The sequence below is a fragment of the Notoacmeibacter sp. MSK16QG-6 genome (assembly GCF_024158145.1).
Classification (GTDB): Bacteria; Pseudomonadota; Alphaproteobacteria; order Rhizobiales; family Rhizobiaceae; genus Notoacmeibacter.
Genome location: NZ_JAMYXM010000001.1, coordinates 111,918 through 127,532 on the forward strand (window position 1 = coordinate 111,918; position 15,615 = coordinate 127,532).

The window sequence follows — 15,615 nt, forward strand, 5'->3', positions numbered from 1 at the left end:
CTCACCACGCCATACGCAAAATTCTCCACCACACTAGCGCGATTTGATTGATGAAACGCAAACTGGCGCTTATTCCACGGTGCAACCTGTTGAATACGCAGGCACTAGAAAAGCTAGACCCAGCACATGAGTAGACTGAATGCCCGATAACCACGCGGATGAACCCGAAGAAATAGCGATTGCAGCGCTAAGCTACATCGCGGCCGATTCCGTTCTTCTGCCCCGTTTTCTTTCGCTCACCGGGATCACCATATCGGAAATCCGCTCTGCCGCGGCGGAACCCGGCTTTCTCGGCGGCGTACTGGCATTCGTACTGGCGCATGAGCCCACCCTTATGGACTTTTCAGCCCAGTCCGGCATCGCGCCCGAACGTGTCGTCAAGGCAGCGCGTCATTTGCCCGGTGGAAGGGATGAATGGGACAGACAGCCATGAGCGACGATCCTCAGACAAGGCGACAGATCGAATCAATCGCCGCCGACAACCGTCCCTTGCTTGTGCTCGATGTTGATGAAGTTGTTCTGGAGTTTCTCGGGCCGTTCATGAGTTGGCTCAAATCAGAAAATTATTCGTTCCGCCCGATTTCGTTTGCGCTTGATGGAAACATTTTCGATGCAGACGGTGCCGAGGCATCCAAAACAACCGTCAAGGAATTGGTTACAAGGTTTTTCGAAGTTCAGCACGACTGGCAGACATTAGCGCCCGGCTTTCCGGATGCCCTGGAACCACTGGCAGACCAGGTACAGATCGTGCTTCTGACGGCCATGCCGCATCGTCATTTCGAGGCTCGTGAGGCATTACTGTCATCTCTTTCCGTTTCCTATCCGCTGGTTACGACCGAGAAGGCGAAAGGACCAGCCGTCGCGCTCTTGCACGGCGGACGCGATGCACCCGTCGCTTTCATAGACGACATGGCATACAATCTCCTTTCGGTTGGCAAAGCCATGCCGGGCGCGGCATTGATCCACCTTATGGCTCACCGGCCGATGAAGGCCCTGATGCCTCCCCTGCCCGATTCTGTCATTGCGGCGGAGGATTGGTACATGGCGGCGGCCGAGGCGCGCCAGGCTCTCGGCGTCTGATAATTTCATCGTTGGCCAGCGCGCCAATCGAACGCTAAAATGGGCGGAGAGACCCCGCGCAACATCATCCGGCGGCATTCGGCTATGACAATCGATCTCGCTCAAGGATTTTGCCGGGACTGCCTCAACACAGAGATTCGCAACGCCAAACGCTGTCCAAATTGCGGGTCGCCACGGCTGCTTCGCCACGCGGAACTGTCGGATCTCAGCCTCGCCCATATCGATTGCGACGCTTTTTATGCATCGGTCGAGAAACGCGACCGGCCAGAGCTTGCTGGCCTTCCGGTCATTATTGGCGGCGGCAAGCGCGGAGTTGTTACAACAGCCTGTTATCAGGCGCGGATTTTCGGTGTGCGCTCCGCAATGCCGATGTTCAAAGCATTGAAGCTCTGCCCTGACGCCGTCATCATCCGCCCGGATATGGCGAAATATGCAAACATCGGCCGGCAAATCCGGGCGATGATGCAAGAGCTGACGCCGCTCGTGCAGCCGGTCTCGATCGACGAGGCATTTCTCGATCTTTCCGGCACGGAGCGTCTGCATAAGGCGCCGCCCGCCTACACATTGGCGCAGTTCGCTCGGCGCATTCAGACCGAGATCGGAATTACGGTCTCCGTCGGCCTGTCGCACAACAAATTTCTGGCCAAGATGGCATCCGACCTGAATAAGCCGCGCGGCTTTTCCATTATCGGCCAAGCGGAGACCGTTTCGTTTCTGGCCCGCCAACCTGTCGGCCGATTGCCGGGTGTCGGTCCCGCTTTTCAAGCCGCTTTGCGAAAGGACGGTATCGAACATATCAGCGATCTTCAGGCGATGAGCGAGGAGAAGCTTTTGCGCCGATACGGCAATGGCGGGCAGCGCCTCAAAGCTTTGTCCGAAGGACGGGACGACCGAAAGGTCGTTCCGGATCGTAACCGCAAAAGTCTGTCGTCGGAGACCACCTTCAACAGTGATCTTTCCAGGTTAGACGAACTGGTTCCCATTCTGCGCAGTCTGTCGGAAAAGATCGCCAGCAAGCTGAAGGATGAGGCGCTGGCCGGCCAAACGGTGGTGCTAAAACTGAAAACCGCCGATTTCCGGAGCCGCACCCGCAACCGGACTCTCGCCGACCCGACACGACGACCCGGTCGAATCTTCGACATCGCGCTCGACCTGCTTCGCCGCGAGGCGGATGGCACACCCTTTCGGCTGATCGGCGTGGGCCTGTCTGAACTCGTAAGCGACCGGCTGGCCGATCCGCCCGATTTGGTCGACCAACGTGCGCAGCGCCTGGCAAGCGCGGAGGAAACAATCGATCAGCTACGCCGCCGTTTCGGCGGGCGAGCTGTGGAGACCGGCTACACGTTCGGCCATAAGATTTCGCGTGGCGTCAACCTTTCACCAAAGGATGACGATGCGCCGCCGGATTTTTCCGGGGAGAGCTAGCCGCGAAGCGCCGAACGCACGGCCTCAAGCGCCTCCTCGGCCTTACTGGCATCCGGACCGCCTGCCTGAGCCATATCCGGGCGTCCCCCGCCGCCTTTACCGCCGAGCGCGGCAGACGCTTCACGCACCAGCGCCACTGCATCGGCACGGCCCGTGACATCGCTCGTGACACCGACGACGACGGAGGCTTTGCCATCTTCTCCCCGACCGATGAAGGTGATGACGCCCGAGCCGATCGTCTGTTTCGCTTCATCGACCAGCGGCTTGAGATCTTTTGGCGAGACGCCGTCCAAGACCTTACCGAGGAAAGCCAGATCGCCAATCGTTTCGGGCCCGGTATCGGACACGGCGGATGCCCCGCCGCCCAGCGCCAGCTTACGCCGGGCTTCCGCCAATTCACGCTCCATCTTCCTGCGCTCGTCAAGAATGGCGCTCAGCCGGTCCAGCGCTTCGGCGGGCGACGTCTTGAGCGCTCCGGCGATCTGCCGCAAACGCTCTTCCTGCTGGGCAAGATAAGACCGCGCCGCTTCTCCGGTGAGCGCTTCGATACGCCGGACGCCCGACGATACGGCGCCTTCGGAAACGATCCGCACCAGGCCGATATCACCTGTCGCGCCGACATGGGTACCGCCGCATAATTCAACCGACCATGCTTTTTCGCCATCGGCCGCAGGATCACCCAAAGAGACGACACGGACCTCATCACCGTATTTCTCTCCGAATAAAGCCATGGCGCCGGATGCTATGGCGTCATCGACCCCCATCAAGCGTGTCGAGACGCGACTGTTCTGATCGACGACCGCATTCGCCACGCGTTCGATGGTCTGGATCTCGTCATCGTCAATCGGTTTGGGGTGCGAGAAGTCGAAACGCAGACGGTCGGGCGCAACAAGCGATCCCTTCTGGGCGACATGCGTTCCAAGAGTCTGACGCAGCGCCTCGTGCAGAAGGTGGGTTGCAGAATGATTGCGGCGGATCGCCGAGCGGCGCTTCGTATCGACCCGTAGCTCGACCGCCGCACCAGGTACGAGCGTGCCTTCATCCACTGTCACCGCGTGAACGAATAAACCATCGGCACGCTTTTGCGTGTCCGTGACGTGACCCTTTACCCCATCACCGGAAATGGCGCCGGTATCACCGACCTGACCGCCCGATTCGCCGTAAAAAGGTGTCTGGTTCATAATGACGAAGCCGCTTTCGCCGGCCTTCAGCTCGGAACTGTCGGCACCGTCTCGAACGATTCTGAGCACCGAACCTTCAGCCTGTTCCGTCGTATAGCCAAGGAATTCGGTCGCTCCGAGCTCATCGCGGAGGCGAAACCATATCTGGTCATCAGCGGCTCCACCCGAGCCGGACCATGCCGCACGGGCCTCGGCCTTTTGCCGTTCCATCGCCGCTGCAAAACCTTCGGTATCGACCGTGATGGAACGCTGGCGCAACGCATCCTGTGTCAGATCGAGCGGAAAGCCATAAGTGTCGTAAAGCTTGAAAGCTGTTTCGCCCGCCAGCACATCGCCCGCGGAAAGCGCTTCGCTCGCTTCTTCAAGCAGAACGAGACCGCGGCTCAGCGTTTTGCGGAAGCGTGTTTCCTCCAGCTTCAGCGTTTCCGAAATCAGGGCTTCGGCCCGGACAAGCTCCGGGAATGCCTGACCCATCTCACGAGTGAGATATGGCACCAGGCGATGCATCAGAGGCTCTTCCGCCCCCAATATCTGGGCATGACGCATTGCGCGACGCATGATCCGGCGAAGCACGTAGCCGCGCCCTTCATTCGATGGAAGAACGCCATCGGCGACAAGAAAGGCGGAGGCGCGCAAATGGTCGGCAATGACCTTGTGGCTCGCCTGCCGCGGACCCGCAGCCTCAACGCCAGTGAGTTGGGCCGAAGCCGCAATCAACGCCTGAAAAAGATCGATCTCGTAATTGTCGTGGACGCCTTGGAGAACGGCCGAAATGCGCTCCAGCCCCATGCCCGTATCGATGGACGGCCGCGGAAGCGAGACGCGCTTGCCCGGCTCGATCTGATCAAATTGCATGAAGACGAGATTCCATATCTCGATGAAGCGGTCACCGTCTTCGTCCGGGCTGCCGGGGGGGCCTCCGGGAATGCCTTCGCCGTGATCGTAAAAAATCTCTGAGCAGGGTCCGCAAGGGCCAGTATCGCCCATCGACCAGAAATTGTCCGAGGTTGCGATGCGGATAATCCTGTCATCGGAAAGGCCTGCAATCTTCTTCCAGAAACCGGCCGCCTCATCGTCATCGTGATAAACCGTCACCAGCAAACGCTCCGCCGGCAGGCCATACTCCTTTGTCAACAGCGTCCAAGCCAGTTCGATCGCGCGTTCCTTGAAATAATCGCCGAACGAAAAGTTACCCAGCATCTCGAAAAACGTGTGATGGCGGGCCGTATAGCCGACATTGTCGAGATCGTTATGCTTACCGCCGGCACGGACGCATTTTTGCGACGATGCCGCTGTCGAATACGGGCGCTGCTCCAGCCCGGTGAAGACATTCTTGAACGGCACCATCCCCGCATTGACAAACATCAGGGTCGGATCGTTGTGAGGCACGAGGGGGGCCGACGCCACGTTCCGATGTCCGTTCTTTTCGAAGAAATTCAAAAAAGTGGACCGGATTTCATTCACGCCGCTCATGCGATGCTATCCCTGATTTGTAGCCGGTCTATCCGGCGAAGACATGGATTTTCCGGGGTTCTAGACGGACTGTCGGGGACTGTCCATGACGATACGGTGTCGACTGGGCGGGATAGACGCCAGCACACAAAAGAAAAGGCCCGTCCGATGCGGACGAGCCCTCACAAACTTCTGGAAAATGTCGTCTAGTTTTCAGCGACATCGTCCAGATCGTCACTGCCGTTTTCATCAGCAAGAAGACCATCGGCAATCAGCCCGGCGTTCTGGCGAAGGGCCATCTCGATCTCATCGGCAATCGGACGGTTGGTCCGCAGGAATTCCTTGGCGTTCTCGCGCCCCTGACCGAGCCGCTGCGAATTATAGGAAAACCAGGATCCGCTTTTCTCAACGATTCCAGCCTTTACGCCCAGATCGATAAGTTCGCCCGTCTTCGAAACGCCTTCACCGTACATGATGTCGAATTCGACCTGCTTGAATGGTGGCGCCATCTTGTTTTTGACAACCTTGACGCGCGTCTGGTTCCCGACCACCTCGTCGCGGTCCTTGACCGCTCCGATCCGCCGAATATCCAGGCGGACAGACGAGTAAAACTTCAGAGCGTTACCGCCTGTCGTCGTTTCAGGCGAGCCGAACATCACACCGATCTTCATGCGGATCTGGTTGATGAAAATGACCATGGTATTGGAGCGGGAAATAGATGCGGTGAGCTTGCGAAGCGCCTGGCTCATAAGGCGAGCCTGCATTCCCGGAAGCGAATCGCCCATCTCTCCTTCTATCTCGGCGCGCGGTGTGAGAGCAGCGACCGAATCGACCACCAGCACATCGATCGCACCGGAACGAACGAGCGTATCGGCGATTTCCAGCGCCTGCTCGCCCGTATCGGGCTGCGAGATCAGAAGATCCTCGAGCGCAACGCCAAGTTTGCGGGCATAGACAGGATCGAGCGCATGCTCGGCATCGACAAAGGCGCAAATACCGCCATTTTTCTGCGCCTCGGCAACGGTCTGAAGCGCCATGGTGGTCTTACCCGAGCTTTCCGGCCCGTAAATTTCAATGATGCGCCCTTTCGGCAGGCCGCCAATGCCAAGAGCGATGTCCAGACCGAGCGAGCCGGTCGATACCGTCTCGATCTCCACCACCTGCTCGTTCTGTCCGAGCCGCATGATAGAGCCCTTGCCAAAAGAGCGCTCGATCTGTGAAAGGGCCGCATCCAGCGCCTTTGATTTGTCCACCGTCTTATCCTCGACCAGCCGTAACGAATTCTGCGCCATTTTAGCACCCGTGCCGTTGCTTCGTTAGCCCGCCTATCGGGCTGTCCTGTATTTATCTGTATCCTTTTTGTTCTCTTTTTTCAAGCGCAGCAATCCATTGAATTTAAATAGATATTGAATTTTGTTCTGCGAGCGTTCCGCTTTCAGTCATCCTTTTCCAGCATTTCCTTCACCGTCGCGGCGAGCTGCTTGAGAGAAAAGGGCTTGGCGAGAAAACCGAAATTGGCGTCTTCCGGAAGGTTCTTGGAGAAGGCTTCTTCAGCGTAGCCGGAAACGAAAATGAATTTCACCATATTGTTGCGGGCACGCAATTCGCGCAGCAGTGTCGGGCCATCCATCTCCGGCATCACCACGTCGGAGACGACAATATCCACTTCGCCGGCCAATTCGTCGAACACTTCCAGCGCTTCGACCCCCGAAGCGGCCTCGTAGACGTTATAACCGCGCGTTGCCAGCGCACGAACATTGCCCATACGCACTGCATCTTCGTCCTCAACCAGCAACACGGTCGCTGTCCCGGTCAGATCTTCGCGCGAGGCCGTCGCGGCGTCCGCCTTTGCCGCAGAAGCGCCGTTGCGTTCGACGGCGAGCGCTTCGGCCTCTGCTGCCTCGGCAGCCGCAGAAGGACTGTATCGCGGGAGGAAAATGCGAAAGACCGTTCCCTGCCCCGGTGTCGAATCGGCATAGACAAAACCGCCGGATTGCTTGACGAAACCGTAGACCATGGAGAGGCCGAGGCCGGTGCCCTTGCCGACTTCCTTGGTGGTAAAGAAGGGCTCGAAAATCTTCTTGATGACGTCAGGCTCTATGCCGGTACCCGTATCCTGCACCTCAATGGCAACGTAGTCCGCCGGCTCCAGTTCACGATAATCGAACGCCCGGCTTTCGGTCTCGGAAATATTACGGGTGCGTACGGTGACCTTGCCGCCATCCGCCATCGCATCGCGCGCATTGACCACCAGATTGACGATGACCTGCTCGAACTGTCCGAGATCGGCGAAGACGCGCCATAGATCGTGCCCGTGCTCCACCTTCAGATCGACCTTGGTGCCGGCAAGACGTGTCAGAAGCATACGCAAGTCGGCCATGACGTCCGTCAGGTCCAGCACCTCCGGGCGCAACGTCTGGCGGCGCGAAAACGCCAGCAATTGCCGCACGAGAGATGCTGCACGGTTGGCGTTCTGCTTGATGTTCATAATGTCCTGGAAGGACGGGTCAGTCGGTCGGTGATCGATCAGCAAAAGATCGGTCGCCATGATGATAGCGGTCAACACATTATTGAAGTCATGCGCGATGCCGCCGGCAAGTTGGCCAACGGCCTGCATTTTCTGGCTCTGGACCATCTGCTGTTCCAGCGCTTTCTGCTCGGTCGTCTCCACCGCATAGACAATGCCGACCTCGCGACGGGCCTCTTCTTCTCCTTCAGAGACGCCGGCATCGACAACCGCATGAATGTAACAGCGCAATTGCCTGTCGGGCGCGCTCGGCATGCAGGTTTCCAGCGGCGCTATATCGGCCTGCCCATCGCTGGCCAGTTGCAGCGCCTTGCGGAAAGCCGGGCGGTCGGCATCGGCTATAACGTTCTCGAACCGCACATCGTGGTCGAGCGCCGCCTGGTCCACCATGGCGGAGAATAGGCGAAGGAACGGCGCATTGGTGCGCACGATCCGTCCCTCTTCATCGACCGAGGCGATGGCCATCGGGGTCGAATTGAAAAATCGCGTGAAACGCGCTTCAGCCGCCCCGGTATTGGCGGTCACATCATTGGCGAATGTGCGGTTCAGAACGATAGTACGCGCGTTAGACACCGAGCCGTCGCGATTGGTCGTCACCCGATGCATCAGCCGCACCGGTAGCGCGGCTCCATCGACGGTCGCCATATCGAGGTCGAGCACTGCGTCGCGCGTGTTGCCCGCCGGCGCCCGTACGGAGCGGATCTGCGCCATTCCGTCGCCAGCCACGATTGTCGCCAGCGACGTCTGGCCCGGGAGAAACGAGCCAAGGTCGAAGCCAAGCCACTCGGCCAGCGTTGCGTTCACATAAGTCAGGCGGCCGTCGGCATCGGTGGAAAAATAGCCGGCGGGCGCGTGATCGAGATGATCGATCGCGTGCTGCAATTCCTGAAAAAAGCGCTCCTGCTCGGTACGCTCTTCGGTGATATCCATCAATTGCCAAGCGCTGGCAGGTCGTCTCTGGCCAGGCACCTGAAACGTTCTCGCGCGTAGCCGATACCAGTGCGGAACCGGCTCTCCGCCCGGTGCGATAGCTGTTGCCAGCCGGAACTCGCCCTCGCCCGACTTTCCATCGGAGAGTAATTTGTCCAGCCGAGCGACAATGGGGCCGGCATTGGGCTCATCACTGAGCAAAGACCGAGGCGTGCGAATATCTTTGGCGTCGATCGCGCCTGTAAGGGAGGCCCAGGCACGGTTGGCATAGATGATGCGATCGCGGCCGTCAGTCACGACCAATCCATGCGCCATCGTATCGACGAAAGCGCGCGACAGTTCATCGCTGGCGGAACGCGGGGCAATTTTTACGATGCCTACTACGGTGGCAAACAGGTAGCCGACGCCGATCATCGCCAGAAGCCCTAGAAACGCCAGCAGAACCGGCTCTTCCAGCTGTTCGCGAAAAAGAAAAAACATGACTGACGTCACGGTAAGGACGGCTGCGAAGATCAAAAGCCTCGCTACCGGCCCCGGCCGCATGGTCTCATCGATCATGGGCGTCGGATAAAACCTGTCCGTCACCGCTTCCTGCTTTGGCGTCACGCCGCCTTCCCCGCTTCAGCCGTCCGGATCAGTTCCAGGCGGCGAATCCCTTTCTGCCTTCTTGCCACAGCAAGCCATCAGCGTCACGTCACGGCAGACCGTTGCGCACCACGTAAAAGAAATGGGCACCGGCAGATTGACCGGTGCCCCTCCATTCGAGCTATCGAACGCCGGCCCGAAGCGGCTTAATCGTCGCGATAGACCTTCTCGCGCCGTTCGTGCCGCTCCTGCGCCTCGATTGAAAGCGTCGCGATGGGCCGCGCATCCAGACGGCGCAAAGAGATCGGCTCGCCCGTCTCCTCACAGTAGCCGTACGTCCCCTCATCGATACGGCGAAGCGCCGCGTCGATCTTGGCAATCAGCTTGCGCTGGCGGTCCCTTGCGCGCAATTCGATGGCGCGGTCGGTTTCGGACGACGCGCGATCCGCCAAATCAGCGTGATTGGCGTTTTCCTGCTGGAGGCTTTCGAGTGTTTCGCGCGCTTCGCGCAAAATCTCGTCCTTCCAACTTTTCAGCTTTGCACGAAAATAGGTCTTTTGCCGCTCATTCATAAACGGCTCATCTTCATTGGGTCGATAACCTGCCGGCAACGACTCTTTTTCTAGTGCATCAAGCATACGACTCTCCCCGCGTGTCGTTTCATGAAGCCATAGTGCCCTATACGAAAAGCCTAGATTCGGCACAAGGGCGCTCTCCATAAGAAAAATTGCATCTTTTCAGAAAACTGGAAAAAGACCTGACGGTTCCGCTCGCTTGCGTAGAACATGGCGATCCGGTTAGCTGGCGGTTCACGAATTCGGGGGCAAATGCTCGCTCATGAGCAGACTTTATCTATTGCGTCACGCCGTCGCCGCCTGGCCGCAACCGGGGATGAAGGATTTTGACAGGCCGCTCGAGCCGACTGGCCTTGGCGATGCAAAACGCCTCGGAGGCGTCATGAGAGCACGCCAGTTGGTGCCGGACCGCGTCCTTTGCTCCACGGCCGTAAGGGCGCGGCAGACCTGGGGTGAACTGGCCAAGGGGCTTGGCACCGATCCGGAGCGCGCCACCTATCTCGACGAGCTTTATCACTCCGATATCGGCACTTACTCCGACCTCATAACAGAAGCGGCGGGAGACGGGTCCCTTCTCGTCGTCGGCCACAACCCGATGATGGAAGACGTCGCCCTTGCCTTTTCGGCGGATGGAGAGCCCGCCGCCAAGCGAGGATTGCGGGCGGGATTCGCCGCCTGCGGGCTGGCGATCATCGACCTCGACGGTCCGATCCACAGCGCTCAACCCGACAAGGGCTACCTTCGAATGTTCCTGCGACCGCAAGATCTCAACGCCGGCTGACGGCTTCACTTCTCAATCTCCGTGGCCGCCCCTATGTAGGGCCTTAGGACACGCAACGGACGAGAGGGAATGCGGTTTGGCGCGATTGACAGGTTTTGCCGACGAAGCGCTGATCGCGGTGGACACCGTGGTGGACCGGATCACGGGACTGGCCGATCCCACGCTGCGCCTTGGCGTGACGGGGCTTTCGCGTTCCGGCAAGACCGTTTTCATCACAGCGCTTGTCCACAACCTCCTGCATGGCGGGCGACTACCGCTTTTCGAGCCTCAGAAGAGTGGTCGGCTACGCCACGCCTATCTTGAACCGCAGCCGGACGATGCCGTACCGCGCTTTCAGTACGAGGACCATGTCGCGGCCCTTGTCAAAGAACGAACATGGCCGGAGTCGACACGAGCCATTTCCGAAATGCGGCTGACCGTCGATTATGACGCCGGCAGCTTCATGAACCGGCTTTTCTCTGGCGGCCGGCTGTCGCTCGACATTGTGGACTATCCCGGCGAATGGCTTCTCGACCTGCCTTTGCTCGGCAAAGATTTCGAGGCGTTCAGCCGCGAAGCCATCGATCTTGCCCGCCTGCCGATCCGGGCCAAACTCGCCGAGCCGTTTCTTGCGCGACTGCAGTCTATCGATGCCGACAAGGACGCCTCGGAGACCGATGCGCGAGAACTGGCCGCCCTCTTCACCGACTATCTGCGCGCCTGCCGTGCGGATGAACTGGCGCTTTCCACATTGCCGCCGGGCCGTTTTCTGATGCCCGGCGATCTGGAAGGTTCGCCCGCCCTTACATTTTCACCTCTACCGGCGAGCGATAAGGCTCCCGGCCGAAATTCCCTGCGGGCCATGATGGAGCGGCGTTATGAAGCTTATAAAAGTCACGTCGTCCGTCCGTTCTTTCGCGAACACATCACCCGGCTCGACCGCCAGATCGTCTTGATCGACGCGATGCAGGCGATGAATGCGGGCGCCGATGCCGTTGAGGATCTCGAGCGCGCCTTGACCGGGCTACTGGAGTGTTTCCGCCAAGGGCGTTTCAATGCGATGACGGGTTTGTTTTCACGCAAGATCGATCGGCTCCTCATCGCGGCCACAAAGGCAGACCACATCCACCACGAAAGCCACGAACGGCTTGAAGCTATTGTGCGGCGCCTTGTGGACAAGGCATCGCGCCGCGCACAGTTCCACGGCGCAGAGGTCGCGACGCTTGCAATGGCTGCCGTAAGGGCGACTCGAGAAGGAACGGTTCAGCAGAACGGTCATGATTTGCCCGTCATTTCCGGCGTACCAATCGCGGGAGAAACAATTGGCGGCGAGACCTTCGACGGCCAGACGCGGACCGCCATCTTCCCGGGCGATCTGCCCGCAGACCCCGATGCCATCTTCAGGAAGGGTCGTGACGGACAACCGACTCATCCCATCCGCTTTGTCCGATTTCGCCCGCCAGCGGTCGAGAAGACAGCCGGCGGCGCGGCGCTTTCCCTGCCTCACATTCGCCTTGACCGCGCCATGCAGTTTCTGTTCGGGGACAGGCTGGTATGAACGAGACGCCACGCACACCGCAGAGTTTCCAGGTGCCGGACGATGCCCCCGCCAAAGCCGCCAAAACCAGCACGCCCCGCGAGCCCACGGCGGTGCGGGAAATGGAGCGGATAAGCTTCTCGCCAGAGGCCGATGATCCGTTCTTGCATGAAGGGGCTGGCGTGCCGGCGCCCTTGCCTCCCAGAAAGCGAAGGCTGCTCACCCTGCCGCGCCTGTTTTTTGGCGCTCTCAGCCTTCTATTGTCTCTGGCGATCGGCCTTTGGGTCGATCAGCTTATACGCGATCTATTCACCCGCTCGGACTGGCTAGGATGGACCGCGGCCAGCCTTGCCGCCCTCGCTCTTGTTGCGCTTTTGGCCGGCGTGCTGCGTGAACTATGGGCATTGCGGCGGCTTAGCTCGGTCGAACGGCTCCATGCCCGCGGCATCGAACAAATTACCCATCCGACAAGAGACGGCGCGCGGGCGCTTATCGGCGAAGTTTCCGGCGTACTCGCAGGCCGTCCCGAGGCCAAGGCCGGTCGTGCCGAGATGGCCCGGCTGATGGATGACATTATCGACCCCCCGGATCTTCTCGCACTCGGCGAAAAAGAAATGCTCGGACCGCTGGACGATAAGGCCATTCCGATGATCCTCAATTCGGCCAAACGGGTCAGTGTGGTGACGGCGGTATCGCCCCGCGCCATTGTCGATCTGGCCTACGTCCTTTTCGAATCAGGGCGTCTTATACGCAGAATTGCCGAGCTCTATGGTGCCCGGCCCGGAACGATCGGCTTTATCAGGCTGGCGCGCGACGTTTTAGCGCATCTAGCGGTGACCGGCTCCATCGCGGTCGGTGACGGGCTCGTACAGCAGGTGGTCGGCCATGGCCTTGCCGCGCGTCTTTCCGCCCGGCTCGGCGAAGGAGTGGTCAACGGCCTGATGACTGTTCGTATCGGCATTGCTGCTCTGGATACGGTCCGGCCAATGCCATTCAACGCCAGAAAACGCCCAGCCATGACCGATTTTCTCAGTGAGTTGACGAGACTGACAAACGCAGAAAAAGCGCAAGACGACACGATCCGCTCATGAATGATTAACCGCTTTCGGTAACACTCGGCTCATCCTGTTCCGATGTGTGAGCCGAGCTGTTTCATGTTCCGATCGATTGTCGCCGCCGCCAGCCTTTTTGCCCTTTCCGCCGGCCCGGTATTCGCAGGCCCGCCGCGCAGCGATCAGGCCTTTTTCCGCTCGGTTCAGGGCGAATGGGCCGGCGCAGGAGAAATCGTGGCTGGCAAATACAAGGGCACGAAGTTCAACTGCAAACTCAGCGGCGTAGAAAATCTTGCCGATTCGGCGATGACAATAGGCGGCACCTGCCGCGTCGGCATTTTCTCCCAGCGGATGGAAGCCAAAATTCATTGGGCGAAGGGTGGCTATCGGGGCGCGTTTCTCGACGGTGCGCTCGGCAAGGGTCTCGACATTGTCGGCGGCAATATCGGCGGAAGCCGGGCCATCTTCACTCTGAAACGAAATGAATTGAACGGTGCGATGCTCGCCCGCGTGACGGGTCGCGACAAGATGACGATCACGATCTCTGTTCGCGTTGGCGAAGGCATGGTTCCAGTCATCGGACTGGCTTTGGACCGTGTCGACTCCGTCACAACAAGCTCGGTCCGCTGACCGAAAGCTTTTATTCGCCCGGCCACCACTCGTCGGGCTCAGCGATAACTGTCATGCCAGCTGTGTCGGCTCGTGCTGCAAGCGATTGGATCGTCTCACCTCGGTAGATCCATTCCGGCGCGATTTCTGAGAGAGGCAGAAGGACGAAAGCCCTTTCGGCAATGCGTGGGTGAGGAAGCGTCAGGCCATCCTCGTCGATAGAACGATCACCGAAGAAAAGCAGATCGAGATCGATGCTTCGCGGTCCCCAGCGGACGTTTCGCACCCGCCCCTCTGCCGATTCGGCCTCCAAAAGCCGGCTCAAAAGACCTTTTGCCGAAAGGCTCGTCGTCCCACGCACACAGGCGTTGAGATAATCCGGCTGCGCTTCGAGCCCCCAGGGCGGCGTCCGCCAGAGCGAGGACACCGCATTCACGGCCAACAACGATCCTTCCTCTTTCAGCCGGCGCAACGCCCTGAGAAAGGCGGTCTTCGGATCACCGAGATTGCCACCCAGCCCGATAAGAACATCGGTCGGTTCTTCACTGCGGCCAGGCAACCTTTACCTCCACGAAATCCAGAACGCCGCGCACCGGCGCATTCGGCTTTCGGATCGTCACCTCTGCGCGCGTGACCGGTTCGAACCGCTCGACCAATGTCTTTGCAATGGTCAGGGCAATGGATTCGATGAGGTAGCGCCTTTCACCGAGAACGACTTCGGCAATCATGTCATAGGCTTCGCCATAGTCCACAGTGCCGGCAAGCGTGTCGGTTTCCAGCGCATCGCCAACCTCAAGATCGAGAGCGGCATCGACATAGAACCTCTGGCCAAGCGTCTCTTCCTCCTGAAAGACGCCGTGTCGAGCGAAAAACCCGCAATTATCTATGCGAATGGAATAGCGCATCATGCCTCTCCCGACAGATCGAACAAACATGGTTGCCGCGCAGCATCGCAAACTGACAGGGCGTCGTTATGGCCGGCAACATCATGAACGCGGAAAATAGCGGCGCCCGCCTGCCGAAGCATCACTGCGGAAGCGATGCTCGCAATATCGCGATCCTCCGCTTTGCGGCCGGTAGCTTTTCCGAGAAATCGCTTACGGGAGGTGCCGATCAGCAGCGGATAACCGAGAGCATGAAGCTCTCCGAATTTGTCCAGCAGGGTAAAATTCTCGACAGGGGTTTTGGCGAATCCAAAGCCAGGATCGAGTACGAGGCGATCGGCTTCAACTCCGGCATCGGTTGCGAGACGGATTGTTTGAGAAACGAAGAATCTCTGGTCGGCAAGCGGATCGGTCCGCTTTTCACGACCCCGCCCCGTATGCATGGCAACCACACCGGCTCCTGTCGCCGCAACCGTATCCGCCATGTCAGGATCGCCCTGCAAACCCTCGACATCATTTATGATATGAGCGCCGGCCCGGACGGCAAGGCGCGCCGTTTCTGCACGCCGGCTATCGATCGAGATCAGTACATCGGACCGCGCGGCCAGTGCTTCGATAACCGGCAGAACACGATCCTGCTCCTCTTGAGCGTCGACCGGTTCTGCGGCCGGGCGTGTCGATTCGCCGCCAATGTCGATAATGTCCGCGCCATCCGTCACCATCTGCAAGGCATGGCTGACAGCTGAATCGACGGTCGTGTGACGTCCGCCGTCGGAAAAGCTGTCGGGCGTCACATTAAGTATACCCATAATAACGGCGCGCGGCCCTAGCGTGATGGTGCTGCCATGCGCGAGCCGCCATTCCCAGGGGACGAAAGGACCGCTTTTATCTATTGTCGACGGGTTGCCGGTCACACTTCGTCCACTTCAGCAGGCTCCTTCAAGTCCTCCGCGATGCCACAGAGAAAAGCAAAAGGGAGGGCCTTGAAACCCTCCCATTTCCTATACCGCCGGCATCG

General features: G+C 59.3%; 14 protein-coding genes. 7 read left to right on the forward strand and 7 right to left on the reverse strand.

All coding sequences use genetic code 11. The features are described from left to right. Nucleotides 1–139 precede the first annotated feature (139 nt). The 3 genes from NIM86_RS00545 to NIM86_RS00555 all read left to right on the forward strand — a co-directional run bounded on the left by NIM86_RS00545 (nucleotide 140) and on the right by NIM86_RS00555 (nucleotide 2,505). Nucleotides 140–433 carry a DUF3572 domain-containing protein gene (locus NIM86_RS00545; RefSeq protein WP_253378302.1) on the forward strand — a complete coding sequence of 98 codons (294 nt, stop codon included), beginning with the start codon at nucleotides 140–142 and terminating at the stop codon, nucleotides 431–433. Then, nucleotides 430–1,080: a hypothetical protein gene (locus NIM86_RS00550; RefSeq protein WP_253378303.1), complete on the forward strand. Its 651-nt coding sequence runs from the start codon at nucleotides 430–432 to the stop codon at nucleotides 1,078–1,080. The genes NIM86_RS00545 and NIM86_RS00550 overlap by 4 nt, the downstream gene beginning before the upstream one ends. A gap of 84 nt (nucleotides 1,081–1,164) precedes the next feature. Then, the gene (locus NIM86_RS00555; protein WP_253378304.1) at nucleotides 1,165–2,505 is read left to right on the forward strand and encodes a DNA polymerase IV; all 1,341 of its coding nucleotides are present in this window, start codon (nucleotides 1,165–1,167) and stop codon (nucleotides 2,503–2,505) included. Here NIM86_RS00555 and alaS read toward each other — a convergent pair. The 4 genes from alaS to dksA form a co-directional block, all read right to left on the reverse strand. After that, a complete protein-coding gene (alaS, locus tag NIM86_RS00560) occupies nucleotides 2,502–5,159 on the reverse strand; it encodes an alanine--tRNA ligase (protein ID WP_253378305.1) in 2,658 nt (885 codons plus the stop codon). The two genes, NIM86_RS00555 and alaS, sit on opposite strands and share 4 nt — an antisense overlap. Before the next feature lie 185 nt (nucleotides 5,160–5,344). Beyond that, the gene (gene recA / locus NIM86_RS00565) at nucleotides 5,345–6,430 is read right to left on the reverse strand and encodes a recombinase RecA (RefSeq protein ID WP_253378306.1); all 1,086 of its coding nucleotides are present in this window, start codon (nucleotides 6,428–6,430) and stop codon (nucleotides 5,345–5,347) included. A gap of 143 nt (nucleotides 6,431–6,573) precedes the next feature. Beyond that, entirely contained in the window at nucleotides 6,574–9,201 is a 2,628-nt protein-coding gene (cckA, locus tag NIM86_RS00570) for a cell cycle histidine kinase CckA (protein ID WP_371872819.1), read from the reverse strand. Between the two features lie 185 nt (nucleotides 9,202–9,386). Further along, nucleotides 9,387–9,818 (reverse strand): RNA polymerase-binding protein DksA, encoded by a 432-nt coding sequence (gene dksA / locus NIM86_RS00575; RefSeq protein ID WP_253378307.1) that lies wholly within the window; start codon nucleotides 9,816–9,818, stop codon nucleotides 9,387–9,389. Between the two features lie 199 nt (nucleotides 9,819–10,017). On the opposite strand from dksA, the gene NIM86_RS00580 reads away from it, so the two are divergent. The 4 genes from NIM86_RS00580 to NIM86_RS00595 all read left to right on the forward strand — a co-directional run bounded on the left by NIM86_RS00580 (nucleotide 10,018) and on the right by NIM86_RS00595 (nucleotide 13,734). Then, nucleotides 10,018–10,536: a histidine phosphatase family protein gene (locus NIM86_RS00580; protein WP_253378309.1), complete on the forward strand. Its 519-nt coding sequence runs from the start codon at nucleotides 10,018–10,020 to the stop codon at nucleotides 10,534–10,536. A gap of 76 nt (nucleotides 10,537–10,612) precedes the next feature. Next, nucleotides 10,613–12,073, forward strand: a complete 1,461-nt coding sequence (locus tag NIM86_RS00585) for a YcjX family protein (RefSeq protein WP_253378311.1) — start codon at nucleotides 10,613–10,615, stop codon at nucleotides 12,071–12,073. Continuing rightward, nucleotides 12,070–13,143, forward strand: coding sequence for a YcjF family protein (locus tag NIM86_RS00590; protein WP_253378312.1), 1,074 nt, complete (start codon nucleotides 12,070–12,072; stop codon nucleotides 13,141–13,143). The genes NIM86_RS00585 and NIM86_RS00590 overlap by 4 nt, the downstream gene beginning before the upstream one ends. 63 nt (nucleotides 13,144–13,206) lie before the next feature. Next, nucleotides 13,207–13,734 carry a hypothetical protein gene (locus tag NIM86_RS00595; RefSeq protein WP_253378313.1) on the forward strand — a complete coding sequence of 176 codons (528 nt, stop codon included), beginning with the start codon at nucleotides 13,207–13,209 and terminating at the stop codon, nucleotides 13,732–13,734. A 10-nt stretch (nucleotides 13,735–13,744) separates the two neighbouring features. Here NIM86_RS00595 and folK read toward each other — a convergent pair whose 3' ends face one another. The 3 genes from folK to folP are packed head-to-tail and all read right to left on the reverse strand — an operon-like array spanning nucleotide 13,745 to nucleotide 15,511. Continuing rightward, nucleotides 13,745–14,272 carry a 2-amino-4-hydroxy-6-hydroxymethyldihydropteridine diphosphokinase gene (folK, locus tag NIM86_RS00600; RefSeq protein WP_253378314.1) on the reverse strand — a complete coding sequence of 176 codons (528 nt, stop codon included), beginning with the start codon at nucleotides 14,270–14,272 and terminating at the stop codon, nucleotides 13,745–13,747. After that, a complete protein-coding gene (gene folB, locus NIM86_RS00605) occupies nucleotides 14,256–14,618 on the reverse strand; it encodes a dihydroneopterin aldolase (RefSeq protein WP_253380621.1) in 363 nt (120 codons plus the stop codon). Before folB ends, folK begins: the two co-directional genes overlap by 17 nt. Further along, the gene (gene folP / locus NIM86_RS00610) at nucleotides 14,618–15,511 is read right to left on the reverse strand and encodes a dihydropteroate synthase (RefSeq protein ID WP_253378315.1); all 894 of its coding nucleotides are present in this window, start codon (nucleotides 15,509–15,511) and stop codon (nucleotides 14,618–14,620) included. The genes folB and folP overlap by 1 nt, the downstream gene beginning before the upstream one ends. Between the last annotated feature and the right edge of the window lie 104 nt (nucleotides 15,512–15,615).

What these genes read in the sequence shown, in the direction of transcription:
- NIM86_RS00545 (WP_253378302.1), top strand. Translation starts at nt 140, where the DNA reads ATGCCCGATAACCACGCGGATGAACCCGAAGAAATAGCGATTGCAGCG.
- NIM86_RS00550 (WP_253378303.1), top strand. Translation starts at nt 430, where the DNA reads ATGAGCGACGATCCTCAGACAAGGCGACAGATCGAATCAATCGCCGCC.
- NIM86_RS00555 (WP_253378304.1), top strand. Translation starts at nt 1,165, where the DNA reads ATGACAATCGATCTCGCTCAAGGATTTTGCCGGGACTGCCTCAACACA.
- alaS (WP_253378305.1), bottom strand. Translation starts at nt 5,159, where the DNA reads ATGAGCGGCGTGAATGAAATCCGGTCCACTTTTTTGAATTTCTTCGAA.
- recA (WP_253378306.1), bottom strand. Translation starts at nt 6,430, where the DNA reads ATGGCGCAGAATTCGTTACGGCTGGTCGAGGATAAGACGGTGGACAAA.
- dksA (WP_253378307.1), bottom strand. Translation starts at nt 9,818, where the DNA reads ATGCTTGATGCACTAGAAAAAGAGTCGTTGCCGGCAGGTTATCGACCC.
- NIM86_RS00580 (WP_253378309.1), top strand. Translation starts at nt 10,018, where the DNA reads ATGAGCAGACTTTATCTATTGCGTCACGCCGTCGCCGCCTGGCCGCAA.
- NIM86_RS00590 (WP_253378312.1), top strand. Translation starts at nt 12,070, where the DNA reads ATGAACGAGACGCCACGCACACCGCAGAGTTTCCAGGTGCCGGACGAT.
- NIM86_RS00595 (WP_253378313.1), top strand. Translation starts at nt 13,207, where the DNA reads ATGTTCCGATCGATTGTCGCCGCCGCCAGCCTTTTTGCCCTTTCCGCC.
- folB (WP_253380621.1), bottom strand. Translation starts at nt 14,618, where the DNA reads ATGCGCTATTCCATTCGCATAGATAATTGCGGGTTTTTCGCTCGACAC.